This is a genomic window from Streptomyces sp. NBC_00878 (assembly GCF_026341515.1).
Classification (GTDB): domain Bacteria; phylum Actinomycetota; class Actinomycetes; order Streptomycetales; family Streptomycetaceae; genus Streptomyces.
The window spans coordinates 6198091-6222350 of record NZ_JAPEOK010000001.1 but is presented as its reverse complement, the minus strand read 5'-3'; the positions used below and the strand labels follow the sequence as shown (position 1 = coordinate 6222350).

22 protein-coding genes and 1 pseudogene are annotated in these 24260 nt (G+C 68.5%); 13 read left to right on the top strand and 10 right to left on the bottom strand.

Going from position 1 to position 24260, the window contains the following annotated elements; all coding sequences use genetic code 11:
- Positions 1-45 precede the first annotated feature (45 nt).
- Entirely contained in the window at positions 46-447 is a 402-nt protein-coding gene (locus OHA11_RS26850; protein ID WP_266500597.1) for a helix-turn-helix domain-containing protein, read from the top strand.
- A gap of 129 nt (positions 448-576) precedes the next feature.
- Positions 577-909 (top strand): YnfA family protein, encoded by a 333-nt coding sequence (locus OHA11_RS26845; protein ID WP_266500594.1) that lies wholly within the window; start codon positions 577-579, stop codon positions 907-909.
- 151 nt (positions 910-1060) lie between these two features.
- Here the strand turns inward: OHA11_RS26845 and OHA11_RS26840 are convergent, their stop codons facing one another.
- The gene (locus tag OHA11_RS26840) at positions 1061-1501 is read right to left on the bottom strand and encodes an ester cyclase (protein ID WP_266500592.1); all 441 of its coding nucleotides are present in this window, start codon (positions 1499-1501) and stop codon (positions 1061-1063) included.
- Between the two features lie 297 nt (positions 1502-1798).
- On the opposite strand from OHA11_RS26840, the gene OHA11_RS26835 reads away from it, so the two are divergent.
- Together OHA11_RS26835 and OHA11_RS26830 are read left to right on the top strand one after the other, a co-directional pair.
- Positions 1799-2602: an SDR family NAD(P)-dependent oxidoreductase gene (locus OHA11_RS26835; RefSeq protein WP_266500590.1), complete on the top strand. Its 804-nt coding sequence runs from the start codon at positions 1799-1801 to the stop codon at positions 2600-2602.
- The gene (locus tag OHA11_RS26830; protein WP_266500589.1) at positions 2602-2763 is read left to right on the top strand and encodes a hypothetical protein; all 162 of its coding nucleotides are present in this window, start codon (positions 2602-2604) and stop codon (positions 2761-2763) included. Before OHA11_RS26835 ends, OHA11_RS26830 begins: the two co-directional genes overlap by 1 nt.
- A gap of 23 nt (positions 2764-2786) precedes the next feature.
- Here the strand turns inward: OHA11_RS26830 and OHA11_RS26825 are convergent, their stop codons facing one another.
- Positions 2787-3653, bottom strand: coding sequence for a polysaccharide deacetylase family protein (locus OHA11_RS26825; RefSeq protein WP_266500588.1), 867 nt, complete (start codon positions 3651-3653; stop codon positions 2787-2789).
- A 188-nt stretch (positions 3654-3841) separates the two neighbouring features.
- On the opposite strand from OHA11_RS26825, the gene OHA11_RS26820 reads away from it, so the two are divergent.
- Positions 3842-5479: a recombinase family protein gene (locus OHA11_RS26820; RefSeq protein ID WP_266500587.1), complete on the top strand. Its 1638-nt coding sequence runs from the start codon at positions 3842-3844 to the stop codon at positions 5477-5479.
- A 66-nt stretch (positions 5480-5545) separates the two neighbouring features.
- Here OHA11_RS26820 and OHA11_RS26815 read toward each other — a convergent pair whose 3' ends face one another.
- Complete coding sequence (locus OHA11_RS26815) at positions 5546-6571, bottom strand: RtcB family protein (protein ID WP_266500586.1); 1026 nt, start codon at positions 6569-6571, stop codon at positions 5546-5548.
- 218 nt (positions 6572-6789) lie between these two features.
- Here OHA11_RS26815 and OHA11_RS26810 point away from each other — a divergent pair, with 218 nt between their 5' ends.
- From OHA11_RS26810 to OHA11_RS26800, 3 genes are all read left to right on the top strand, one after another.
- Complete coding sequence (locus OHA11_RS26810; protein ID WP_266500585.1) at positions 6790-7734, top strand: DUF3558 domain-containing protein; 945 nt, start codon at positions 6790-6792, stop codon at positions 7732-7734.
- A 149-nt stretch (positions 7735-7883) separates the two neighbouring features.
- Positions 7884-8774: a DUF3558 family protein gene (locus tag OHA11_RS26805; protein ID WP_266500584.1), complete on the top strand. Its 891-nt coding sequence runs from the start codon at positions 7884-7886 to the stop codon at positions 8772-8774.
- A 235-nt stretch (positions 8775-9009) separates the two neighbouring features.
- Entirely contained in the window at positions 9010-10365 is a 1356-nt protein-coding gene (locus tag OHA11_RS26800) for a DUF2637 domain-containing protein (RefSeq protein WP_266500582.1), read from the top strand.
- 78 nt (positions 10366-10443) lie between these two features.
- On the opposite strand, the gene lysS is transcribed toward OHA11_RS26800, so the two are convergent.
- From lysS to OHA11_RS26785, 3 genes are all read right to left on the bottom strand, one after another.
- Positions 10444-12240, bottom strand: coding sequence for a lysine--tRNA ligase (gene lysS / locus OHA11_RS26795; RefSeq protein ID WP_266500581.1), 1797 nt, complete (start codon positions 12238-12240; stop codon positions 10444-10446).
- Between the two features lie 272 nt (positions 12241-12512).
- Positions 12513-13940 carry a cell wall metabolism sensor histidine kinase WalK gene (locus tag OHA11_RS26790; protein WP_266500579.1) on the bottom strand — a complete coding sequence of 476 codons (1428 nt, stop codon included), beginning with the start codon at positions 13938-13940 and terminating at the stop codon, positions 12513-12515.
- Positions 13933-14607, bottom strand: a complete 675-nt coding sequence (locus OHA11_RS26785; RefSeq protein ID WP_266500577.1) for a response regulator transcription factor — start codon at positions 14605-14607, stop codon at positions 13933-13935. The genes OHA11_RS26790 and OHA11_RS26785 overlap by 8 nt, the downstream gene beginning before the upstream one ends.
- A gap of 147 nt (positions 14608-14754) precedes the next feature.
- On the opposite strand from OHA11_RS26785, the gene OHA11_RS26780 reads away from it, so the two are divergent.
- The 4 genes from OHA11_RS26780 (at position 14755) to OHA11_RS26765 (ending at position 19610) form a co-directional block, all read left to right on the top strand.
- Entirely contained in the window at positions 14755-15126 is a 372-nt protein-coding gene (locus OHA11_RS26780; RefSeq protein WP_266500575.1) for a hypothetical protein, read from the top strand.
- A gap of 431 nt (positions 15127-15557) precedes the next feature.
- Complete coding sequence (gene argS, locus OHA11_RS26775) at positions 15558-17351, top strand: arginine--tRNA ligase (RefSeq protein WP_266500570.1); 1794 nt, start codon at positions 15558-15560, stop codon at positions 17349-17351.
- A gap of 457 nt (positions 17352-17808) precedes the next feature.
- Complete coding sequence (locus OHA11_RS26770; protein WP_266500567.1) at positions 17809-18738, top strand: phosphotransferase family protein; 930 nt, start codon at positions 17809-17811, stop codon at positions 18736-18738.
- A gap of 74 nt (positions 18739-18812) precedes the next feature.
- A complete protein-coding gene (locus OHA11_RS26765) occupies positions 18813-19610 on the top strand; it encodes a DUF4253 domain-containing protein (RefSeq protein ID WP_266500565.1) in 798 nt (265 codons plus the stop codon).
- Positions 19611-19684: 74 nt separating this feature from the next.
- Here OHA11_RS26765 and OHA11_RS26760 read toward each other — a convergent pair whose 3' ends face one another.
- The 3 genes and pseudogenes from OHA11_RS26760 to OHA11_RS48395 form a co-directional block, all read right to left on the bottom strand.
- Positions 19685-20587, bottom strand: coding sequence for an SAM-dependent methyltransferase (locus tag OHA11_RS26760; RefSeq protein WP_266500563.1), 903 nt, complete (start codon positions 20585-20587; stop codon positions 19685-19687).
- Between the two features lie 91 nt (positions 20588-20678).
- The gene (locus OHA11_RS48400; protein WP_323186785.1) at positions 20679-21557 is read right to left on the bottom strand and encodes a hypothetical protein; all 879 of its coding nucleotides are present in this window, start codon (positions 21555-21557) and stop codon (positions 20679-20681) included.
- A 441-nt stretch (positions 21558-21998) separates the two neighbouring features.
- Positions 21999-22142, bottom strand: a pseudogene (locus tag OHA11_RS48395) (helix-turn-helix domain-containing protein); the annotation flags it as partial.
- Between the two features lie 216 nt (positions 22143-22358).
- On the opposite strand from OHA11_RS48395, the gene OHA11_RS26750 reads away from it, so the two are divergent.
- A complete protein-coding gene (locus tag OHA11_RS26750) occupies positions 22359-23090 on the top strand; it encodes a DUF4232 domain-containing protein (protein ID WP_266500558.1) in 732 nt (243 codons plus the stop codon).
- Between the two features lie 14 nt (positions 23091-23104).
- On the opposite strand, the gene hemB is transcribed toward OHA11_RS26750, so the two are convergent.
- Positions 23105-24097 (bottom strand): porphobilinogen synthase, encoded by a 993-nt coding sequence (gene hemB, locus OHA11_RS26745; protein ID WP_266500555.1) that lies wholly within the window; start codon positions 24095-24097, stop codon positions 23105-23107.
- Positions 24098-24260: the final 163 nt, after the last annotated feature.

The window sequence follows — 24260 nt, the reverse complement described above, 5'->3', positions numbered from 1 at the left end:
AGTAGGCACTTGAAAGTGCGTACCTCACCCGGAGGTGAGCGGACGATGGCGACCACGACCGCGGCCCAGCGCCGCGAACAGGCACGGGTCGAGTACGACGCGTTCCTCAAGAACTGCCCGACCAACCAACTGCTCGACCGGATCAGCGACAAGTGGGTCAGCCTCGTCGTCGCCGCGCTCTCCGCGGGCCCGATGCGCTACAGCGACCTCAGCCGCAAGATCGCCGGGGTCAGCCCCAAGATGCTGACGCAGACGCTGCGTTCACTGGAGCGCGACGGCATCGTGACGCGCACCGTGACACCGTCCGTGCCCGTCCGCGTCGACTACGAACTCTCACCGCTCGGCACCAGCCTGAGCCGCCTGCTCACCGCCGTGAAGGACTGGGCGGAACTGCACATCGAGAAGGTCAACGAGGCACGGGAGCGCTACGACAAGCCGACGCCCTGACGGCCTGCGCGCCAGTTACTCCCGTCATCGACAGATGCCCGTGATAGGCGAGATCGGCCTCGGGCGCCCCGGCCACCGCCACGGCCGGGGGACCCACGCCCCCGGATACGGGCATGCCAAAGTGACCGCATGTTCGCCCTCCGCTCCGCAGCCCTGTTCGTCCTCGCCGCGCTTCTGGAGATCGGCGGCGCATGGCTGGTCTGGCAGGGCGTACGCGAACACCGCGGATGGGTCTGGATCGGCGCGGGCGTCATGGCCCTCGGCGCGTACGGCTTCGTCGCCACGCTCCAGTCCGACGCGAACTTCGGCCGCGTCCTCGCCGCGTACGGCGGCGTCTTCGTGGCCGGTTCCCTCGCCTGGGGCATGATCGCGGACGGCTTCCGCCCCGACCGCTGGGACGTGACGGGCGCACTGATCTGCCTCGCGGGCATGGCGGTAATCATGTACGCACCGCGAGGCTGACCAGGCCGGGAGGCCGACCAGTCCGGGAGGCCGACCAGTCCGAGAAGCCAACCAAGCCGGAAGACCGACCAAGCCGGGAAGCCAACCAAGCCGGAAGACCGAAGGGCAGCCAGGCCCACGGGCAGCAGCCGCCCCCGGCCCGCCCGAACCCTCAGGCCGACAGTTCGTCGGGCAGCAGCCCCAACTGCCCCAGGAAGTCCATCTGGTCGAAGTAGAGCCGGTAACTGGCGATCCGGCCGTCCGCGTCGATGGTCGCGAAGTCGACCCCGCGGATCCGGATCTCCTTCTGGGTCGCGGGCAGCGACTCACCGGAGGGCAGCACCAGCGGCCCCGTGTTCTTGCCGCTGAAGTAGCCCTCGTCGATCGCGGTGTCGCCGACCTCGCACGAGTACACCGCCTCGAACGTCGCCTCCGGGACCGCCTCCGTCATGTGCTTCCAGTACTCGACGATGTTGTCGCGCCCGTGGATCTCTCCCTCGTCGGGCGTGACGGCGACCGCGTCCGCCGCGAACAGTTCACCGACGGCCTTGATGTCCGGAGTCGTGGTGAGCGCCTCCGTGAGCCGGTCCATGACCTCACGCGCCTGTCCCATGATCCACCTCCAGCACAGGGGATCACCCACCTCGATTTTCCCACCGCCCCCGCCCCCGTGCACCAGATCAAGCGGCCACCAGGCGACCAGGTCCCGCGGCCACCTGGCCACCTGGCCACCTGGTCACCAGGCCACCAGGCCACCTGGTCACCTGGTCACCTGGTCACCTGGTCACCTGGTCACCGGTCGGCCGTACACCCCGCCCGCCTATCCTGGCCGGTGAAGCAATCGACCGTACGAGCGAGCGGCGGCCCCGCACCACGGCCAGCGCCCGCGCCCTCCCCCGAGGAGCAGCCCATGACCGCCGCCGCACCCGCCGCTTCCGCCGTTTCCGGCGCGCCCGCCGCCGCCTCCCGCATCGCCGTCGTCACCGGCGCGAGCAGCGGAATCGGTGCCGCGACGGCCCGGCAGCTGGCGACCGCGGGCTACCGGGTCGTTCTCACCGCCCGCCGCAAGGACCGTATCGAGACGCTGGCGGAGGAGATCAACACGGCGCGCGGCCAAGCGACGGCGTACGCGCTGGACATCACGGACCGCGCGGCGGTCGACGAGTTCGCCACCGCCTTCAAGACGATCGGTGTCCTCGTCAACAACGCGGGCGGCGCACTGGGCGCGGACCCGGTCGCGTCCGGCGACCCGGCCGAATGGCGCCAGATGTACGAGACGAACGTCATCGGCACGCTGAACATCACCCAGGCCCTCCTCCCCGCACTGACCGCGAGCGGCGACGGCACGGTGGTCGTCGTCTCCTCGACCGCCGGACACGGCACGTACGAGGGCGGCGCGGGCTACGTGGCCGCCAAGCACGCCGAGCACGTCCTCGCCGAGACGCTCCGCCTGGAGATCGTCGGCACCCCGGTCCGTGTCATCGAGATCGCCCCCGGCATGGTCAAGACGGACGAGTTCGCCCTGACCCGCTTCGGCGGCGACACCGAGAAGGCCGCGAGCATCTACGCCGGCGTGGCGGAGCCCCTGACCGCCGACGACATCGCCGACACCATCACCTGGACGGTCACGCGCCCCTCCCACGTCAACATCGACCTCCTCGTCGTACGCCCGCGGGCCCAGGCCTCCAACACGAAGGTCCACAGGGAGCTGTAGTGCCGGACGCCGAGCCCACCCCTCAGCAGGACCTGGAACAGCGCCGCCTGGCCCAGGAGAAGAAGGACGAACGCTACGTCTGGTGGTATCTCGCGTACTTCCTCTTCGGCATCCACCTCGTGGCGTTCGTAATGATCTACGCGGTAATGCACGCGAAGTAGTTACCGGGCCGGGCGGGTTGGCCTCACACCCACCGGCCTCCCGCCCGCCACTTCTCCCGCAACCCCAGATAATCGATCACGAAAATGCCTTCCGCCCGGACGAGTTCACGAGCTTCGGCCGAGACGAGAAACTCGTAGTCGCTACGCCGAACCCGCCACCCCTCGGGCTCAACGGCCCGCGACTCCGCGTCCCCCAGCCCCGGATGCACGGCCCATTCACTCAACCCGACCGGAAGCTCCCGCAACAGCCGCGCATACCGCTCCGCCTTGCCGTCGAGCGAAAGCGAAAAGCTGTCGAGAAATTCGTGATCGACAACGGGCAGCCCACGCACCCTCCGCCGCCCGGCCTCCCCCCAAACCCGCACGGCGAGCCCGTACTCAGCGGCCAACGCGAGGGTCAGCTCGAAAATATCCCCGCGCCCACCATCAAGCAGGCAATGCCAGTCAAGATGGGCCAGCTCCAGCCCAGCGTCGACCACGGCCTCGATCTGAGCCCGAAACTCCGCTTCAACGTCCTCGATCCGGGCCCGCTCGATCAACTCGGCACTCCGGCCGGGCACATACAGCTCCCCCTCCTCATCGAGCAACGACGCCACGTCAGCCTTCGTTGCAACGGGCCCCCACCCACCCCGCACCCCCGCCTCACACACCAACGCGAGATGCACCCCGAACGCCACGTCCGGTCGCTCCCGCAACAACCGCATAGCCTCCCCCGCCCCAGGACAGGGCACCATCAGGCTGCACGAGCCGGCGATCCCACTCTCGATCGCCTGAACAACGGCGGCATTGATCCCGTGATGCATCCCAAAGTCATCGCAATTGACGACAAGAACGCGCGCATCGGCGGTAAATCCCAACAACTCACTGGCGAGCAAGGGGAGTTCAGTCATACGGGCAGTGTGAACTCCCCTCGCACGCCTCCGCGTCCGAATAACTCACAAGGGTGAACCAGATAGATCACTCATACGGGACGTGAACTCCCGATCTAGGCTCACGCCACAACATCAAAACGACGGCCTTCGGGCGGGATTGCAGTCCCGCCCGAAGGCCTGACCACCAAGGAAGACAGGTACTTCCCGTGGCTGAACATGACACTAGCGCGTGCTCGAACGCGCCTACCGAGCGACGCAGAAAGGCGAGGCCTCAGGCTGCCGAAGTTGAGCTTCTACTCACAGAACTCCGGGGCCTCCCCGGTACCGCACCATCACTGCCTGAGGCGCTGGCTCTCCGGGATTCCGGCTGGCTCCTGGTTGTCGCGTACTGTCGCATCTCCTGTGACAGGCACAGGAGAGACGGCCACGGCGTCGAGGACCAGGCCAGGCACTGTGCCCGCATCGCCGCCCGACATCGCATGATCATCGTTCACCGCTATGTCGACAACGACAAATCAGCGTCCAAAATCGGCGTCACCCGTCCCGACTTCGACGCGATGCTCGAAGCACTCAAGGACGGAGCCACCAGGACCGGGTATCCGATCGACGGAGTGGTCTGCGTGTCCGACGACCGGCTTTACCGGGATGTACGTACGTATCAGTGCTTCCTCAAGTGCCTTACTGCGCACCCCGCTCGCGCATACGCGGATGAGCTCGGCACGTACAACCTCTACAAGGAGGATGCGGCACGACGCGGCCTGCTCGGAGCAGCGGCCTCACGCACCGAGAGCAAGAAGCAGCAACAGCGCGCAAAGCTCAACCATCGCGCCCGTGCCGATCGAGGAGAGCCTGTCGCATCGCGTCGCCCCTTTGGGTGGAACAACGACAGGATCACGCTGCATCCCAGCGAATCGGAGGTCGTCCGGCAAGGAGTGTGGAGCTTCCTCGCAGGGAAGACCCTCACGGCTGTCACGCATGACTTCGTCGCGTCCGGCCACTTGAGTTCACTGGGCAACCCGTGGCAACGGCAGACGGTCAAGCAGATCCTCCGGAATCCACGCATCTGCGGATACCGCAAGCTCCACGGCGAATTGGTCCGTGGTCCCGACGGATACCCCGTTGTCGGCCAGTGGAATCCCATCGTGTCCCCGGAGGAGTGGCAGGCCGTCGCGGACATGCTGGACCAAAAACGCCACGCCGGTGGATGGGACAAGGCCGGCGGGCACCTCTACGAACACGGCAGGTACTTGCTGACAGGACTGGTGCGATGCGGGAGGCCCACGACACAGGGGCAGATGTGCAACGCGCCAATGAACGGCCACCCCAGCGATAAATCGTACGTATACCGCTGCCGTCTCGCACTGGACGGTGGCTGCGGTCGCGTAAGTCGGCAAGGTCCTGCGGTGGACGATCCGATCACCCAGTACGCCTTGGGCATCCTGGACCGACAGGACGCGCTCGGTGCACGCCTCACAGACCCCTGGCCCGGCGAGCACCGGCTGGAACTGGCGCGACAACAAAAATCGTTGCTCCAGGAACAGTGGTACGCCGAGGAAATCAGTGATGCGCTGTATTTCTCACAACTGACGTCGGAGGAAGCCGAGCTCAAGCGACTCGTCAACGAGCAGAAGGTGTGGACGGCCGGACAGCAATCCGTGCGGCATCCGCACGTGGACGCGCGAACCGCCTGGAACAGGACAAGCCTGCGTGAGAAACGCGAGATCCTCTCCGGTCTCCTCGATTCCGTGATCATCCTCCCGGGCACGAAGGGGTCACACCGCTTCGAACCGGCCACAGTCGTTCCCGTGTGGCGAGAGCTCTGCTCACCAAGCATGGGTGGATAACAGCAGGCACAGGAAGAATGGAGGGTCCGACAAGGAGCTTGTCGGACCCCCTCCCGCTGTCGCACGTCATCCCTTGACGCAGACAACCTGCTTCAGCTTCGCCACGACCTCCACGAGATCGCGCTGCTGATCGATGACCTGCTCGATCGGCTTGTACGCGCTTGGGATCTCGTCCACGACGCCGGAGTCCTTGCGGCACTCCACGCCCTGCGTCTGCTCCTCCAGATCCTTCGTCGAGAAGCGACGCTTGGCGGCACTACGACTCATACGCCGACCCGCCCCGTGAGACGCCGAGTTGAAGGCCTTCTCGTTGCCGAGACCCTTCACGATGTACGAACCGGTACCCATCGAACCCGGGATGATGCCGTACTCGCCCGCCCTGGCACTGATGGCTCCCTTGCGCGTGACGAGCAGATCCATGCCGTCATAGCGCTCGCGGTTGACGTAGTTGTGGTGACAGCTGACCTCCGGTTCAAAGGTCACTCGGGCCTTCTTGAACTCCTTGCGGACCACGTCTTTCAAGAGCGCATTGCCGATGTTCCTGGATCCAGAGTGAAGCATCAGCCAGACCGAACCGCTTTCACTTATGCAAACCTCTGCAAAGTGGTTTCCGGCTCCGAGTGTCCCCATCTGCAAAGTAGCCCGCCCCTGACGGAACTTCACGGCTTCAGCAACCCCGTCGAACCGCCCCCAAAACTCCTCCCACCCCGCAGTGGCAAGCCCATGGAACCGCCCAGGCTCCACCGGACTGTCATGCATCCCCCGCCCCACAGGAATCGCCTGCTCAACCTTCGACCGCAGCCGCGAAAGATCCCCCGGCAGGTCATTGGCCGTCAGAGACGTCTTGACCGCCGACATCCCGCACCCGATGTCGACCCCGACCGCCGCAGGACACACCGCCCCCTGCATCGCGATGACCGACCCGACCGTCGCGCCCTTCCCGTAGTGGACGTCCGGCATGACGGCGAGGCCCTTGATCCAGGGCAGCGTCGAGACGTTGCGGAGCTGCTGCATCGCGCCGTCCTCCACCGTGCCCGGGTCCGCCCACATACGGATGGGAACCTTCGCGCCCGGCACCTCTACGTACGACATATCGTCCTCATTCCCCCGGAAAACAAACAGAAGCCATAAATCGCAAAACCGGCGCCAAGGTCAACGTTTGGGACAACGGACCGGCGTCCACAGCAGTGCGTGCGATACACATTGTCTCCAGGAGCCGCCCCCGCGCGGCAACCGATTAACGAATCGCATCACCACAGAACAACCCGGTCGCGAGCCCAGCGCAGCGTCCTGTCGAGAGGAGCCCCACCGTGCAGCGGAAGGCGTACGTACCCGGCGTCGCCGCGCTCCTCGCGGCGTTGCTGGCCGGCTGCACCGGTGGATCGGGCGACGGCGACGACACGACCGACCCGAAGCCGGGCGAAACGGCCACGTCGGCGACCGCGGCGCAGCCCGGCAAGTACCGCACGCTGCCGGAGCCGTGCGGCGCGGTGTCGCACGGCACGCTGGACTCGCTGCTGCCGGGCATCAAGCAGGTCACGGACGAGGAGCAGCGCGAGAAGGCGTACGAGGGCACGGCGACGCAGACGTACGACACGGACCGGAAGGTCGGTTGCCGTTGGCGGGTGGAGTCGACGGCGGCGACGGATCACCTGCTGGTGGACTTCGAGCGCGTGGTCTCGTACGACAACGCGGTCAGCGACGACGACCGCGCGTCGGAGATCTATGTGACGAAGGAAGCGGCGGCGGACCTTCCGGAGCCGGCCACCTCATCCGAATCACCCAGTTCATCCAATTCGCCTGATTCATCTGGTTCATCTGGTTCATCTGGTTCATCTGGTTCATCCAACTCGCCTGATTCATCCGAGTCGGGTGAGTCTGCCGGCTCCTCCGGCTCCTCCACCCCCTCCCCCGACGAGAGCGGTTCCCCCTCGGAGGAGGGCCGGTCCAGTTCCGACCCGTCCTCCAGCGGGTCGGGCGAGGAGACCGGTTCCGCCGGCCCGTCCGACAGCTCCACCCCCTCCGCCCTTCAGCCCCGCACGCTCGACGACCTGGCCGACGAGGCGTTCCTGGACGACGCGCTGAGCAGCTCCCGGCAGCGCACGGTGACTGTGGTGTTCCGCACGTCCAACGTGGTGGTGACGATCCAGTACGACGAGCAGCCGGCGACCACGACCGACGTCCCGAGCAGCGAGGACATGCAGGACAGGGCGCGGAAACTGGCGAGTCAGCTCGCCGAGACCTTCGACGAGTAGCGACGGTTCGCGGGGGTTTCGGACTGGGCGGAACCCGAGCAACACGTGTCCCGTTCGGCGTAGCGTGGCCCCTCGGACCCGACCCAAGCGCGGCCGACCGAGGACGCGGCCGTTCGCACGCACACCCGAGCGTCTTGAGTGAAGGAACCATGCACCGACCCGTACAGCGCCACCGTCAGCGACTCACCCGCATCCTTGTCGGCGCGGCAGCCGTCCCGGTGATGCTCGTCGCCTCCGGCTGCTCATCGGACTCCGGCGACAGCTCCGGCGACGACACGCAGAAGGACTCCGGCGCCTCGGCGTCGGCGTCCACGACCGAGGCGGGCTCGGTGGTGAAGGAGGCGGCGTACGCGAAGCTTCCGGAGCCCTGCAAGGTGTTCACGTCGAAGACGTTGGAGGAGCTGGTCCCGAAGGGCGCCAAGTCCAGCAAGGAGGGCAAGTCGGGCGACACGGCGACGCGTGGCAGCTGCTCCTGGGACAGCCTGGACAACAACGGCGTGGACGGTTCGCAGTTCCGCTGGCTGAACGTGTCCCTGCTGCGTTTCGAGTCGGACGCGACCCGCGGTACGGGCGAGAAGCTGGCCTCGGAGTACTTCGCCAAGCACACCGAGGACGCGCGCGCGGTCGCGGGTGCGAAGGACACCAAGTCGCAGCCGCTGACGGGCATGGGCAACGAGGCGACGCTGGTGACGTACGACCTGAAGAAGAAGGAAGGCACCTTCAAGCAGCAGACGGTCGTGACGCGCGTCGAGAACGTCGTCGTGACGGTCGACTACAACGGCGCGGGTCTGGCGGGTGACGATGCCCCGAAGGTCGCCGATCTGACTAAGGCGGCGCAGAAGGCCGCCAAGGAGGCCGTGCAGGCGGTCGCGACGGCGAACGGGGCCGGCGGCTCCGCGGGCGGTTCCGACGCCACCCCGAGCCCCGGCAAGAGCCCCGACAAGAGCGCGAGCAAGAGCCCGACCCAGAGCTCGGGGCAGGGCGCGGACCCCGGCGCGGACAGCAAGAGTCCGACCAAGTCCGCCGCGAAGAAGGACTGATGAAGGACCGCAAGTAGACGTGGGCAGAAGGACGTAGCAGGAATCCGGGGCGTCCGATTCGGCATTCCGGCAATCCTGCTGCCCCCAACTCGCGCCCGGACCAGGCCATTTACATGAGCCCGACCCTCTCGGAGGCCGGGCTCATCTCGCTCCGCGCACGCGGAGCCCGTACACATGTGCCACCCTGTTGCGCGCAACAGGTCCTCATGGGAGGGGAGTACGGGTGTCCGCGCCTATGGAGCTCACGAAGACGCACCGGATACTCATCGGGGTGGTCGTCTTCGGGGCCGTCATCATCGCCGGTATCGGCTTCGCCGGTTCGTACGCTGCGGTGCGCGAGCTCGCCCTCCAGAAGGGCTTCGGGAACTTCAGTTACGTGTTCCCGATCGGTATCGACGCGGGTATCTGCGTCCTGCTCTCGCTCGACCTGCTCCTCACCTGGATCAGGATCCCCTTCCCGCTGCTGCGGCAGACGGCGTGGCTGCTGACGGCGGCGACGATCGCGTTCAACGGCGCGGCCGCCTGGCCGGACCCGCTGGGCGTCGGGATGCACGCGGTGATCCCGATCCTGTTCGTGGTCTCCGTGGAGGCGGCGCGGCACGCGATCGGCCGGATCGCGGACATCACGGCCGACAAGCACATGGAGGGGGTCCGCCTCACCCGCTGGCTGCTGTCGCCGCTGCCCACGTTCCTCCTGTGGCGCCGGATGAAGCTGTGGGAGCTGCGCTCCTACGAGCAGGTCATCAAGCTGGAGCAGGAGCGTCTCGTCTACCAGGCGCGGCTGCGTTCCCGTTTCGGCCGCGCCTGGCGCCGCAAGGCCCCGGTCGAGTCCCTGATGCCCCTGCGGCTGGCCCGCTACGGCGTCCCGCTGGCGGAGACGGCCCCTGCCGGTCTGGCGGCGGCGGGCATCGAGCCTGCGGTGCTGCCGCCGGCCCCGCGGCCCGCCCTGGAGACGGTCGACGCGGCTGCGGGCAGTCACACCCCCGAGACAGCACCCGCCGTACAGAACGACGCGGCACCCGCCCGGGCGCAGCGTCCCGCTCCCGAGGGCAACGAACTCCCCGAGCAGCCGGACTTCGCCGAGCCGCAGAATCCGTGGCTCCAGGCCCGGGACCCCCAGTCCATCGCGTACCAGGGTGGCTACGACCCGTCGTACGACCCGGAAGCCGCGTACACCCAGCAGTACGGGGAGCAGCAGGCCGAACAGTTCGAGGATCTGCAGCAGTTCGAGGATCTGCAGCAGTTCCAGGACCAGCGGCAATTCGAGCAGGAGACGTTCCCGCAGCAGTACGAGGAGCCACCGGCCCCCGCCCCGGAGCCCTCTCCGGAGGACACCGGTACCTTCCCGATCCCAGCCGGCCCAGGCCGTACCCGTGAGCTGGGTGCGGGCGGTGGCACGGAGCCGACCGAGGAGGACTACTACCTGGTCTTCAAGAAGTCGATAGACGGCAGCTACCCGACCTCGGGCCAGTTCAGGGGTGATGTGGAGGCTACGTACGGCATCAAGCTCCCGCAGCGCGAGGCCGACCGGATGGTCATCCGCTTCACCAACCGCCACGCGGCGGTACTCCAGGAAGACCACATCGCGTAGGGACATGCGTGCGTGTGTACGTGGATGGGGGCGCCCGGAAATCTCCGGGCGCCCCCATCCACGTACGACCTCGTACGGTTACTCGCCGAGCAGCTTCCTCACCCGCTCCTGGCCCACGGCGAGGAGCAGGGTGGGCAGGCGCGGGCCGGTGTCGCGGCCGACCAGCAGGTGGTAGAGCAGGGCGAAGAAGGTGCGCTGGGCGACCTTGATCTCCGCTGGGAGTTCCTTGGGTGTGGCGTCGGCGGAGAAGCCGGCCTGGACCTTCGGGACTCCGTACACCAGGTTCGTGAGCCCGTCGAGCGACCAGTGCGAGTCGAGGCCGTCGAGGAGCAGCCGCAGCGATGCGCGCCCCTGGTCGTCGAGGGACTTGATGAGCTCGGTGTCGGCCTCCTCGCGGACGATGGTGCGCTGGTCGGCGGGGACCTGGGTGTTGATCCAGGCCTCGGCCTTGTCGAGCCGCGGCCGGACCTCGTCGAGGGACGAGAGCGGGTCGGCGGGGTCGAGTTCGCTGAGGATGCGCAGGGTCTGGTCCTCGGCGCCGGCGGTGATGTCGGCGACGGAGGCGAGCGTGCGGTAGGCCATCGGGCGGGGCGTCTTCCGGAGCTCACCCGCGGCGGTGCCGACGGCACGTGAGTGCGCGGCGACGTCCGCCGGTAGGGCAGACCCTCCCCCAGAGCCGAAAGCCTGGGAGGTGCCCCCAGCGACCTTGGCCTCCAGCTTGTCCCACTCGTCGTAGAGCCGCTGGATCTCCTGGTCGAAGGCGATCTTGAAGGACTGGTTGGGACGGCGGCGGGCGTAGAGCCAGCGGAGGATCTGCGGCTCCATGATCTTCAGCGCGTCACCGGGCGTGGGGACGCCTCCCTTGGAGGAGGACATCTTCGCCATGCCGGAGATGCCCACGAAGGCGTACATGGGCCCGATGGGCTGCTTGCCGCCGAAGATGCTCCCGACGATCTGTCCGCCGACCTGGAAGCTGGAGCCGGGCGAGGAGTGGTCGACGCCGGAGGGCTCGAAGACAACGCCCTCGTACGCCCACCGCATGGGCCAGTCGACCTTCCACACGAGCTTGCCGCGGTTGAACTCGCTGAGCCGCACGGTCTCCGTGAAGCCGCACGCGGTGCAGGTGTACGTCAGCTCGGTGGTGTCGTCGTCATAGGCCGTGACGGTGGTGAGGTCCTTGCCGCAGCCGCCGCAGTAGGGCTTGTACGGGTAGTACCCGGCGGAGCCGAAGCCGTCGTCCTCGGCCGCGGCGCCCGACCCCTCGGCGGCTTCGAGCTCGGCCTCGTCGACGGCCTTCTGCGACTGCTTCTTGGCGGGGGCCTTCTTGGTCCGGTACTGGTCGAGGATCGCGTCGATGTCCGCGCGGTGCTTCATCGCGTGCAGGATCTGCTCGCGGTACGTGCCGGAGGTGTACTGCTCGGTCTGGCTGATGCCGTCGAACTCGACGCCCAGCTCGCCGAGCGCCTCGACCATGGCGGCCTTGAAGTGCTCGGCCCAGTTCGGGTACGGGGAGCCCTTCGGGGCGGGGACGGCGGTGAGGGGCCTGCCGATGTGCTCGGCCCAGGACTCGTCAACGCCCACTACGCCGTTCGGCACCTTGCGGTAGCGGTCGTAGTCGTCCCAGGAGATGAGATGCCGGACCTCGTACCCCCGGCGACGGATCTCGTCGGCGACGAGGTGCGGGGTCATGACCTCGCGCAGGTTCCCGAGGTGGATGGGTCCGGACGGGGACAGGCCGGACGCGACGACGACGACCGGAGCGGTAGCGACTGATGTCACTGTGCCCGGGGCCCGGCGCTCCGACTCCTCGATGACCTCATCCGCGTAACGGGAGACCCAGTCGGTGGTCTCGGTGCTCTGAGCCACGATCGGCACGTCCTTCTTTCCTCAGGAGGTGTCTTTGGCCGGCGGTACGGTTCGCACGGCTGACCGCCCCATTCTCCCAGGTCTGCCCGCATCCACGAAAACTGCTTTTCATCGCCCCTGCTCCTCGAACGCCGGAGAGATTGATCACCGGGGTAGCGGTACGAAAGCGTGCGGCGCGATCGGGCAGAGGGCCGGGAACGTGGTCATCACCGTCGTACCGCCGGACTGATCTCGGCCACTTGCGGACCAGGGGCACTCTCAGGGGCTCACCCCCTTCGCGCTCACCCCTTCGCGCTCGCGCTGATGACCCTGGGCCGCGTCGGCTCGCGTTTCGTTTTCGAGCGCCGCGACCGGGCTGTGGGGACGGCCGAGGCGGTGGAGATGCCGGGGACACGCAGGATCAGGCGGGCCCCGTTGAGGGGTTCGGTGGGTTCTTCCGCGGTGAGGGTGCCGTCGTGGGTGGTGGCGATGGCGCGGGCTATGGCCAGGCCGAGGCCGGTGCCGCCGTCTTCGCGAGTGCGGGCGTCGTCAAGGCGGTTGAAGCGGCCGAAGACGCGCTCACGGTCCTCGGGCGGGATGCCGGCGCCGTCGTCCGTCACTTCCACGAGTACGTCGGTGGCGTCGACGGCGACACGGACATGGACGGTCGTCGTCGCGTGGCGGCGGGCGTTGTCGACGAGGTTGGTGAGCAGGCGGGTCAGGTGGGCGGGGTTGCCGAACACCGGCGCGGACTGCGGGGCGGTGATCTCCAACGGCGGTACGGCGCCGGTCTGTTCGGCGCGTTCGCAGACGAGCGCGGCGAGTGCGACGAGGTCGACCTGGCGGTCGTGTGCGGGCTGGTGCGCGTCGAGACGGGCCAGCAGCAGCAAGTCCGTGACCAGGTCCTGGAGTTGGTCCGTGTCCTGGAGCGCTTCGGTGACGACCTCGGGCCAGTCGGTGCGCTCGGGGCGGGCCAGGGCGAGTTCCAGCCGGGTACGCAGGGTGGTGAGTGGGCTGCGCAGTTCGTGCGAGACGTCTCCGGTAAAGGTCCGCAGCCGTGCCACCGCGCGCTCCAGGCGGTCCAGGGTGGCGTTCAAGGTACTGGTCAGGCCCGCGATCTCGTCCCGGCCGGGCGGGACCGGGAGTCTGCGGTGAAGATCGGTCGCGGTGATCTCGGCGGCCTCTCGGCGGACGGCCTCGACCGGGGCCAGCGCCCGGCCCACCGCCGACCAGGTGAGCAGGGCACCGAGCAGGACGATCAGCAGGACGCCGGGGATCATCAGGGCGAGCATGCTGTCCAGGGTGTCCTGGGCCGCGGTGAAGTCGACCTCCGACTGGACCCGGTAGCGGCCGTCCGCCGACATCGCTCGGGCGAAATCGGAAGAGTCCGTGGAGATGACCTCCTTCTCCGTTTGCATCGGGTTCGGTTCCATCTGGGCGTACTGCGCGAATTCGACCACGTCGACCTGCCCGTTCGCGGCGATGGCGTACTCGCCCTCCGGCTCCGCCTGGTAGAGCAGATCCACCGCGGTCAGGGACTTTTCTTGTGCCGCCTGGCGGGCGGTGTCCAACAGGTCACCGCGTACGACCGCGAGCAGGACGGCGGCACCGGCGGCCAGCGCGATCCCGAGCACGAAGGTGACGGCGACGGTCGTACGGGCCCGTACTGTACGCGGCCGTACCGTACTCGGACGCGGCAGCCGGAGCCGTGGCCGGCGGCGCTCAGCCATCGGCCGAGAGCCGGTAGCCCGCGCCCCGGAGGGTCCGGATGCTGCGGCGTCCGAACGGCGCGTCGATCTTCCTGCGCAGCGCACTGACGTACACCTCCACCACGTTCAGATCACCGTCGTAGTACTCGTCCCATACCCGCCGGGCGATGTCGGTCTTGGTGACCACCTCACCGGCCCGCTCGGCGAGCGTGGCGAGGACGGCGAACTCCTTGGTGGTGAGCGAGACCTCCTCGTCCGCGCGCCAGCAGCGCAACGACACCGGTTCGATGCGCAGATCGCCCACCTTGAGCACCGCCGTGGCGGGGCGGCCGGCACGGCGGACGAGGGCCTTGAGGCGGGCGGTGAGGACCACGAAGGAGAACGGCTTGGCCAGGTAGTCGTCCGCGCCCGTCTCCAGGCCCTCGGCCTCGTCGTACTCGCCGGCCTTGGCCGTGAGCATCAGGATCGGCGTGGTATTGCCCGCCTCCCGCACCTTCGCGCAGACGCCGTAGCCGTGCAGTCCGGGCAGCATCACATCCAGCATGATCACGTCGTACGCGTCGGACAGTGCGCGCCGCAGCCCCTCGGAGCCGTCGGCGGCCCAGTCGACCTCGAACCCCTCGTCTGCCAGGCCCCGGCACAGCAGGCCGGCCAGCCGTACGTCGTCCTCCACCATCAGCAGATGCATGCCCCTCAGCCTGCCTCACCCGCGCCTTCCCGGTGGCGAAGCCTGAAGCCTGCCTCAGGTCCTCAGCGTGCCCTCAGGTACCTCGCGACACGGTGATGCCCATCGCCACCGCGTTCCGAACGGTGGCCCTGCGTAAGGACATTCCTCGTGAAGCAGACCAAGATCGCCAAGCGTGTCGCCGTCCTCGGCGCCACCGCCCTGCTCACCATCGGCGCGGCCGTCGGCACCGCACAGGCGGGCACCGGCGGGCAGTCGACGGGCACCCGGCTCGCGGTTGTCGACGCGGGCGAGGTAGGCGGGAAGCCCGCCTGTGTCGAGAAGACGGGGACGTCGGACGTCGAGATCCCGGGCGGGACCGTGGGCGAGCCCATGGACGCGGTCCTGGACACGTCCCCGGTGGAGGACCCCGAGTGGGATTGCGTGGTGGACTACAAGTGGATCACGAGCGACGACAACGCCTGGGACGGCTCGGTCGGCGAGCCGGGCGAGGCCGTGCTCTCCACCGAGGCCACGAAGTAAGCACGGCCTGATCCGGGCCGACACCTGCCTGTCGGCCGGCCGGTCTCCATACCGGGCGGCCGGCGGGCGCGGGGCGGGGGCGGAAGCAGGCTGTGCGCGGGCGGAAGCAGCGCGGGCCCAGCCCGTGAACGGGGTTGTTGCAGTGTTCCCGCGCCCACGCGGCAAGCTCGTGCATGTGCGCCATGGACCGGATGGCGCGGCCGAAGCTCCACCACACGAGCGCGTCGAAGTCGTCGGGGCGGACGAGCGGGGGCCCGGGGGCGGCAGCCCCCAGAAACTGACGACGGAGATCCCCCCGCTCATGGGGGTCCCCCGCTGAAGCGAAGCCGAGAGTGGGGGAGGGCAGGGGCGGCGGGGGCGAAAACTCGCTTTACCCCCGTGGGATACTGGGCGGATCCACCCATCCCCACGAGGAGAACGGCACCCACCCCATGGCCTCGGTCACGTCCCTCACCGCCACCGTCCACCAGCGCCTGGCGGACGCGCTCACGGCAGCCCTGCCGGAGACCACGCCGGACACCACGACCGCGGACCCACTGCTGCGACGCAGCGACCGGGCGGACTTCCAGGCCAACGGAATCCTCGCGCTGGCGAAAAAGGCGAAGGCCAACCCCCGGGACCTGGCGACCCAGGTCGTCGACCGGGTGGTCAAGGGTGACGTGATCAAGGACATCGAGGTCTCGGGCCCGGGCTTTCTGAACATCACGATCACGGACCGGGCGATCACGGAGAACCTCGCGGCCCGCGCCACGGACCCGGCGGACCGCCTCGGCGTCCCGTTCACGGAGAACCCGGGCACGACGGTCATCGACTACGCCCAGCCGAACGTGGCGAAGGAGATGCACGTAGGCCACCTCCGCTCCGCGGTGATCGGCGACGCGGTCGTCCAGGTCCTGGAGTTCGTCGGCGAGACCGTCGTCAGGCGGCACCACATCGGCGACTGGGGCACGCAGTTCGGCATGCTCATCCAGTATCTGGACGAGCACCCGCACGAGCTGGACCACAAGTCCGCCGAGGACGGCGCGGTGACGGGCGAGGAGGCGATGTCGAACCTCAACCGCCTCTACAAGGCCGCGCGCACGCACTTCGACTCCGACGAGGAGTTCAAGACGCGGGCCCGGCGCAGGGTGGTCGACCTCCAGGCGGGCGACCCGCACACGCTGGCCACGTGGCAGAAGTTCGTGGACGAGTCGAAGATCTACTTCTTCTCGGTCTTCGAGAAGCTGGACATGGAGATCCGGGACGCGGACATCGTCGGCGAGTCGGGCTACAACGACATGCTGGACGAGACGTGCCGCCTCCTCGAAGAGGCCGGCGTGGCGGTGTGGTCCGAGGGCGCCCTGTGCGTGTTCTTCGACGACGTCAAGGGCCCGGACGGCAACCCGGTCCCGCTGATCGTGAAGAAGTCGGACGGCGGCTACGGCTACGCGGCGACGGACCTCTCCGCGATCAGGGACCGCGTCTTCAACCTGAAGGCGGACAACCTGATCTACGTGGTCGACGCCCGGCAGTCCCTGCACTTCAAGATGGTCTTCGAGACGGCGCGCAGGGCGGGCTGGCTGAACGGCGACGCGAAGGCGGAGCAGCTGGCGTTCGGCACGGTGCTGGGCAAGGACGGCAAGCCGTTCAAGACCCGTGAGGGCGAGACGATCCGGCTGGTCGACCTGCTCGACGAGGCGATCGACCGTGCCACGGCGGTGGTCCGCGAGAAGGCCGAGAAGATCGGCCTGACCGAGGACGAGATCGTCGAGAACGGCCGGTACGTCGGGATCGGCGCCGTGAAGTACGCGGACCTGTCCACGTCGGCCGTCCGGGACTACAAGTTCGACCTGGACCAGATGGTGTCGCTGAACGGCGACACGAGCGTGTACCTCCAGTACGCGTACGCCCGTATCCAGTCGATCCTCCGCAAGGCCGGGGACGCACGTCCGCTGGCCCACCCGGAGCTCGGACTGGCCCCGGCGGAGCGTGCGCTGGGGCTGCACCTGGACCAGTTCGGCGAGCTGCTCCTGGACGTGGCGTCGGGGTACGAGCCGCACAAGCTGGCCGCGTACCTGTACCAGCTGGCGTCGCACCTGACGACGTTCTACGACCAGTGCCAGGTGCTGAGCGACGCGAACCCGAAGGAGGTCGTCGAGAACAGGCTGTTCCTCGTCGACCTGACGGCCCGCACGCTCCACCAGGGCATGGCCCTGCTGGGCATCAGGACGCCCGACCGCCTCTGACAAGGCCCGAGGGGGGCGCCACCGGCACCCGCCCAAGCGCAACCAGCCTTGCCCTGCTCTGCCCTTCTCAGCCCTGCTGTGCCCGAGACCCGGGCGCGGCCCCTCACCACGGGGCCGCGCCCGGGTCTCGGCACATACGACAACCGGCCCGGCCGCTTACCCCGTTCGAGTGAAGGAAGTTGAAGGCGTACACGACAGGCGGGACCCCGCGATAGGGGTAACCGGTGCGGTCACAGGGGTCCGCATATGCCTCTGGCTTCCCCCTCCCCTGACCTGGCAATCCGTATGAGTGATGGCCAAGGGTTGAGGTGGCCGGGCGTACCCCGAAGTATGCGATGCTGCGGGGCGCAAACCCCCCAACTCCGGGGAATCCAGAGCCCTGTTGGACCTCACTGGGAGCGCAATGAGCACTGCACTGCCCTTCTCCGTCACCCGGCCGACTGGATGGTGTTGACCTGTGCTGCCACTCGTCGAAACAGTCGAGGAACTGGACGACATGGTCCGTGACGAGGCCCTGTTGCGGCCCGCCGTGATGGACCTGTGCGAGCGCCTCGGGGTGGCGGTGAAGCCGCTGATCCGCTTCATCGAGGGTTCGCTTCCGGTGTACTCCGTCGGCGCCGCGCACGTCGTCAAGCTGTTCCCCGCCTACGAGGAGCTCGACGCCAGGCGGGAGGAGCAGGTACTGAGCCACGTGTACGGCAAACTCCCGGTCCCGACACCGCAGGTGTACTCGGCCGGGGCGTACAAGAACGGCTGGTCCTTCGTCCTGATGTCCCGGCTGCCCGGCGAGAGCCTCGCCAAGGCGTGGCCGCGGATTCCGGCCGCGGAGCAGGACCGTATCGTCACGGAGGCCGGCGAGACCCTCGCGGCGCTGCACGCGCTGAACCCGGCGCCGCTCGCGGGCTCCGTCGGCCCTTCCGAGTGGGGCCTGTTCGTCGACGCGCAGCGCACGAACGCGGTGGAGCAGCAGCGCGAGGCCGGTCTGTCGGAGCCGTGGCTGGAGCAGATTCCGTGGTTCCTGAGCTCGGTGCCGCTGGCCGCTCCGGCACGGCGCGTGCTGCTGCACACGGAGTTCATGAGCGAGCATCTGACCGTGGACCCGGACGGCTGGCGCCTGACGGGCCTGTTCGACTTCGAGCCGGCGATGATCGGCGACCCGGCGTACGACTTCGTCGGCGTCGCCCTGTACATCTCGCGCGGGCAGCCCCGGCTGCTGAAGCGGTTCTACGAGGCCTACGGGCGCGCGCCGTTCGACCCGCACACGCTCATGGCGTACACGCTGCTGCATGTCTACAGCGACCTGCCCACCTCTCTGCGCAGGATGCCCAAGCCGCCTGAGCCGACGCTGGACGCCCTCGCCAAGACATGGTTCGGCATCGACGACTGATCCCGGAGCCCGGCGAGCGCCTCCTCCACCGGGCCCCGCGGCCGATGTCAGTGGCGGGCCCTAAAGTCACGTGCATGGCGACTCTCCCGAACCAGCTGCCGACGCTGGCGGCCGACCCGACCGGCCGCCCGCTCGGTCTCGACCTCCCGCCCGGGACGCTGCTCGACACGACGATCGACGGCCCCTGGGACGAACCACTGCTGTGGCGCGCCGACGCCCCGGCGGCACCGGGCGACTGGCTGCGGCTGGCGTCCGCGCGGCACGCGGCGGGCCTGTATCCGGTGCTGGTCGGCGGCCGCGCGGACAGCGAATCCCACCCGGACAAGTGGGAGTTGGACCCCGACGTGGTGTCGTATCCGGGCGACCACGACGCGGAGGAGGTGCTGGCGGACCTCTGGGAGGAGTACGCGGCCGAGGCATCGGACACCGACTGGCCGGGCCTGGCCCCGGCGGGCCCGCCGGACGCCGACCCGGACGAGCGGGCGGCCGAGATCACCGACTCCCTCATGGGCGCCGGAAGTTGGCTGGAGAAGGCGCACCTCGCCCTCGTGCCGGCCCGCCGCAGCGCGGACATCCCGGCGGCCGTCGGCTGGTGCGGCCCGGCCAACCTCACGAACGACGTGGCACCGCTGTGCGCGGTCCTCCGTTCCTGGGAGGACCGCTTCGGGATACGGGTGGTGGCACTCACCTTCGACCAACTCACCGTCTCCGTAGCGTCCCCACCCCGGACCCTGGCCGAGGCGGAGGCGATCGCCGCCGAGCACTACGCGTTCTGCCCGGCCAACATCGAGCAGAGCGACCACGACTCCCTACGGGCGTACGCCGAGCAGGAGGTACTGGGCGCCCGCTCATGGACGTTCTGGTGGGACTGAGCGGTACCGCGGCCCGGCCGGGCACGAGAACGACCCGGGAACTCCGGACGGGCCCGCATCACAGAGGCCGCATCTCAGGGCTTGCGCCCCGTGACCGCGTACACATTGATGTCCGCGTCCGTCACGTCGTCGATGCCGCGGTACCTGACCTTCTCGATGTCGTCGAGGCCGGCGAGGTAGGCGGCGTCGGGCTGCTCGGGGACGGGCGCCGCGTTGTCGGGCCGCCAGCGGTGGACGGGGACCACGCCGGGCTCGTCGACCTCCAGGCCGTTCTCGGTGAGGAACCGCTCGACCTCCGCCTTCGAGCGCAGTACGAAGGTGAAGCCGCGCTCGGTGAACGTTCGCTGGACCGCGCGGATCTTCTCGGCGTTGAGGTCCTCGGTGAGGTGGCTGAGCACGAGCCGGCTGCCCGAGGGCAGGGCGTCGATCAGCTCGCGCACGACCGGGTAGGCCTTCTCGTCCTCGACGAAGTGCAGGATCGCCACGAGCGCGAGGGCGACCGGCCGGTCGAAGTCCAGGGTCTTCGCGGCCACTTCGAGGATCTGGGCCGGGTTCTCGAAGTCGGCGTCGATGTAGTCGGTCCGGCCCTCGGGCCCGCTGGTGAGCAGGGCGCGCGCGTGGGCGAGGACGACCGGATCGTTGTCGACGTACACGACCCGGGAGTCGGGGGCGAGGCGCTGGGCGATCTGGTGGACGTTCTCCTGGGTGGGCAGACCGGTGCCGATGTCCAGGTACTGCCGGATGCCCTCCTCGCCCGTCAGCCTGTTCACGGCCCGGCGCAGGAAGTCGCGGTTGTGCCGGACGTCGAGGTAGCCGCGCGGGTTGGCGGCGAGCGCGGCGGCGGCCGCGGCCCGGTCCACCTCGTAGTTGTCCTTCCCGCCGAGGAAGACGTCGTAGACACGTGCCGGATGCGCCCTGGTGGTGTCGATCCTCCTTCTCAGCTCGGCGGGGTCCTGGCTGAGAGCATCACCGGCCATGGGGCCTCTCCCTGGAGAGTCGCGTCATCAAACGAGCAACAACCTAACTCTCAGGGCGACTTGATAGTGCCCTGACCGGAAGACCGGGTCCTCAGCCCAGAATATTGGGGTCGTACGGGTGCCGGATCCATTCGGAGTTCCCGTTCGGGAAGATGTACGCGGGCCGCCCCACGTTCCCGCTGGTCCGGAAGGGCTGCCCCTTGTCGTCGAGGCGTTCGGTGCCCTTCTTGTCCCCGCTGGACCAGTCGAGCTCCAGGTACCAGCTCACGTTGTACGCCCGGGCGTCCGCGAAGACGTAGAAGACGTGGGGTTTGGACTCGCTCACCTTGAACGGGAAGTTCCGCTGCCCGGCCTTGGGCGAGGTCGCGGGCCGCCCGGCGTCGAGGTTCACGCCGAACGACGTGGTCTCCACGCCGCCACCGCACCCGTTGCCCATCGCGAAGTCGTTCCAGGCCAGCGGCGCGCTCTTGTCCACCACCCGCACGTGCAGTGCCTCCACGACGACGGTGGCCTCCCCGGTGCCCTGCACGGTCAGCGCGAGCATCTGCTCCCCGGCGGCGACCCCGCCGAGCGCGGAGACCCACCCGCGCGCGTCCGTCTCACCCGGCGGCGGAGGCACCTGCTCGAACTTCCGGTCGACCAGGTAGTGCTGACTGCACGGACCATCCCATTTATACGGGTTGACGGCGACGACGGGCGCGGAGGCGACCACCTCGGCCTCGCTGTTCTTCGCGGCACCGGCACCGGCCTCGGTGGTCGGAGCTTCGGAGGGGGACGGAGAGGCCTCGGCCTCGCCACTGCGCGAGGCGGACGGCGAGGGCGACGAGTCCTTCGTATCGCCGGACTCGCTCACCTTGGGACTGTCGTCGGCGGTCCCGACGGCGACCCCCACGGACTGCTTCTTGCCGTCGCCGTCGTCACCCGGCACAAGATTCGCCACGAGGGCGGCCGACACGACAGCGGCGGCCACGGCGGCTCCAGCGAGCACGACGGTACGCCGCCGCCGCGACCCAGGCACGTCCGGCGGCCCCCCACGCTGGATCTCGGAAGCACTGGAGTCATCGCCCCCGCCCCCCGCATCCACGACCGACTCAGAATCAAAAGCCGAGGCGGCATCCGAACCCGAAGCGCCACGCGACCGGAAAGAATCCGAGCCGCCGACGGAAGCGCCCCCGGCAAACCTTCCTGCACCCCCTTCGGCGACCCCTCCCGCAGCCGCCTCTTCGTCGAGCCCTTCGACGACCCCCTCGGCAGGCACATCACCCCCGCCGTCACCCCGGTCGTCACCCCCGTCGTCACCCCCGTCGAGGCCCTGCCCCCGCCGGGCATCCGCGACAACCCACCGCCGATGGAGCTCCACCATTTGCTCGGGCGTGGCCTTGCAGGCCCGAGCGAACCGCTCCACGGGCCCGTAGTCCGTCGGCACGGCGTCACCGTTGACGTACCGGTGCAGCGTGGACGTACTCGTGTGAAGCCGCTTCCCGAGCGCCCCGTAACTGAGCCCGGACCGCTCCTTCAGCTGCCCCAACAGCTCCGAGAACTCGTCCCGTGCCACTGTTCCTCCGTCTCCAACGTCCCGGTTCCACGTTCCAGGGGGATGGCATTCCCGCAGCTCAGAAGCACTGCGGGCGTTCCGGCGTCCCGGAAACCCCGGCAGGTGTGGCGGCCGGGACGGACTGCCACACAAGCTTGGGCCATCCAAGCACGCCTTTCCCGGCACCCGGTCGAGAGGCCTGCGACCAAGGCCCGTACTTCACCAGGGGGATCCCTCATGTCCACACGTACCACTCGCACCCGTTTGCTCGCCGCCGCCGCGGTCACGGTCGCCGCTCTCACGCTGACGGCGTGCAATGACGGAATAGGCCTCCGGGACGAGGGCGCCCCCGCGGGATCGCCCAAGTCGGCCCCGCAGGCGAACGAGAAGACGGTGAAGGACGAGGGACAGGAGAGCACCCCCAAGAACTCAACCCCGAAGGACTCCAAGGTCGCAGACGGCACGACGGGCTCCACGACCTCCAAGGACTCGAAGAAGTCGCAAGAGTCACGAACGTCACAGAAGTCGCAGGGATCGCAGAAGTCACAGGGGTCACCCGCCAAGCTGTCGGCCTGCACCACCATCCGCTCGTCCGCGACGGTGGTCTCCCGCCCCCTGAACCACCTTCTCCTCACCGTCACCAACACGGGCACGAAGAACTGCACGCTGCCGTACTACCCGGCCGTCCGCTTCGACGAGGCACAGTCGGTCCCGCCGGCCTTCAAGGAGTCCCAGCCGCAGGCGGTGGTCACACTGGCCCCGGGCGAGTCGGGCTACGCGGGCGTGCGCCTCTCGGCGGCGGACGGCAGCGGCTCCCACGGCTACACGGCCAAGTCGCTCACGGTCTTCCTCAACACGAGCACGGGAACCTCGACCAACCCCAAGCTGCCCACCGAGGGCGTGTACGTGGACAGCTCGATCGCGGTCTCGTACTGGCAGCAGACGATGGCGGACGCCCTCACCTGGTGACACCAGGTGAGCGGTCAGCGCAGCTTCTGCGCCACCTCGACCGCCCAGTACGTGAGGATGTTCCGCGCCCCGGCCCGCTTGATCCCGGTGAGCGTCTCCAGGATCGCCCGATCCCGGTCGATCCAGCCCTTCTCGGCGGCGGCCTCGACCATGGAGTACTCACCGGAGATCTGATAGGCGGCGACCGGCACGTCCACGGCATCGGCGACCCGCGCCAGAACGTCCAGATACGGTCCGGCCGGCTTCACCATCACCATGTCGGCGCCCTCTTCCAGATCAAGGGCCAACTCCCGCAGGGACTCACGCACATTGGCGGGATCCTGCTGATAGGTCTTCCGGTCGCCCTTCAACGACGAGGCGACGGCTTCCCGGAAGGGCCCGTAGAAGGCGGACGAGTACTTGGCGGTGTACGCCAGAATCGCCACGTCCTCCCGCCCGATCTGATCAAGGGCATCGCGAACGACGCCGATCTGGCCGTCCATCATCCCGCTGGGCCCCACCACATGGGCCCCGGCATCGGCCTGCACCTGAGCCATCTCGGCATACCGCTCCAGGGTCGCGTCGTTGTCAACGCGCCCCTGACCGTCCAACACCCCGCAATGCCCATGATCAGTGGTCTCGTCAAGACACAGATCGGACATCACCAACAACTCATCGCCGACCTCGGCCCGCACATCCCGCAGAGCGACCTGCAGAATCCCGTCCGGATCGGTCCCCGGCGTCCCCACCGCGTCCTTCTTCGACTCCTCCGGAACACCGAACAGCATGATCCCGGAGATCCCCGCCGCCACGGCCTCCGCGGCAGCCTTCTTCAGACTGTCCCGGGTGTGCTGCACAACGCCCGGCATGGCCGCAATGGGCACAGCCTCACTGACGCCCTCACGCACGAACGCGGGAAGGATGAAGTCAGCGGGATGCAACCGGGTCTCGGCAACCATGCGCCGCATCACGGGGTTGGTCCGCAGCCGCCGCGGCCGACTGCCGGGAAAGGATCCGTAAGTCGTCATAAACCAAAACTACGCCCGCCCCGACCCCACCTTTGCCGACGCACCGTCGGCGCAACCGCACCCCGCACACCACGGATCCACACCCCACCCCCACCCGCAGCCGCAGCCGCACAACCCACGGGAGCGGGCCGTGCCGGTACGTCGAAGCCCGCCGCGTAGGGCT

Bases quoted from the DNA above. Each gene is read 5' to 3' on its own strand.
- OHA11_RS26850 (WP_266500597.1), top strand. From the start codon at position 46: ATGGCGACCACGACCGCGGCCCAGCGCCGCGAACAGGCACGGGTCGAG.
- OHA11_RS26845 (WP_266500594.1), top strand. From the start codon at position 577: ATGTTCGCCCTCCGCTCCGCAGCCCTGTTCGTCCTCGCCGCGCTTCTG.
- OHA11_RS26840 (WP_266500592.1), bottom strand. From the start codon at position 1,501: ATGGGACAGGCGCGTGAGGTCATGGACCGGCTCACGGAGGCGCTCACC.
- OHA11_RS26835 (WP_266500590.1), top strand. From the start codon at position 1,799: ATGACCGCCGCCGCACCCGCCGCTTCCGCCGTTTCCGGCGCGCCCGCC.
- OHA11_RS26825 (WP_266500588.1), bottom strand. From the start codon at position 3,653: ATGACTGAACTCCCCTTGCTCGCCAGTGAGTTGTTGGGATTTACCGCC.
- OHA11_RS26815 (WP_266500586.1), bottom strand. From the start codon at position 6,571: ATGTCGTACGTAGAGGTGCCGGGCGCGAAGGTTCCCATCCGTATGTGG.
- OHA11_RS26805 (WP_266500584.1), top strand. From the start codon at position 7,884: ATGCACCGACCCGTACAGCGCCACCGTCAGCGACTCACCCGCATCCTT.
- OHA11_RS26800 (WP_266500582.1), top strand. From the start codon at position 9,010: ATGGAGCTCACGAAGACGCACCGGATACTCATCGGGGTGGTCGTCTTC.
- OHA11_RS26790 (WP_266500579.1), bottom strand. From the start codon at position 13,940: ATGGCTGAGCGCCGCCGGCCACGGCTCCGGCTGCCGCGTCCGAGTACG.
- OHA11_RS26785 (WP_266500577.1), bottom strand. From the start codon at position 14,607: ATGCATCTGCTGATGGTGGAGGACGACGTACGGCTGGCCGGCCTGCTG.
- argS (WP_266500570.1), top strand. From the start codon at position 15,558: ATGGCCTCGGTCACGTCCCTCACCGCCACCGTCCACCAGCGCCTGGCG.
- OHA11_RS26765 (WP_266500565.1), top strand. From the start codon at position 18,813: ATGGCGACTCTCCCGAACCAGCTGCCGACGCTGGCGGCCGACCCGACC.
- OHA11_RS26760 (WP_266500563.1), bottom strand. From the start codon at position 20,587: ATGGCCGGTGATGCTCTCAGCCAGGACCCCGCCGAGCTGAGAAGGAGG.
- OHA11_RS26750 (WP_266500558.1), top strand. From the start codon at position 22,359: ATGTCCACACGTACCACTCGCACCCGTTTGCTCGCCGCCGCCGCGGTC.
- hemB (WP_266500555.1), bottom strand. From the start codon at position 24,097: ATGACGACTTACGGATCCTTTCCCGGCAGTCGGCCGCGGCGGCTGCGG.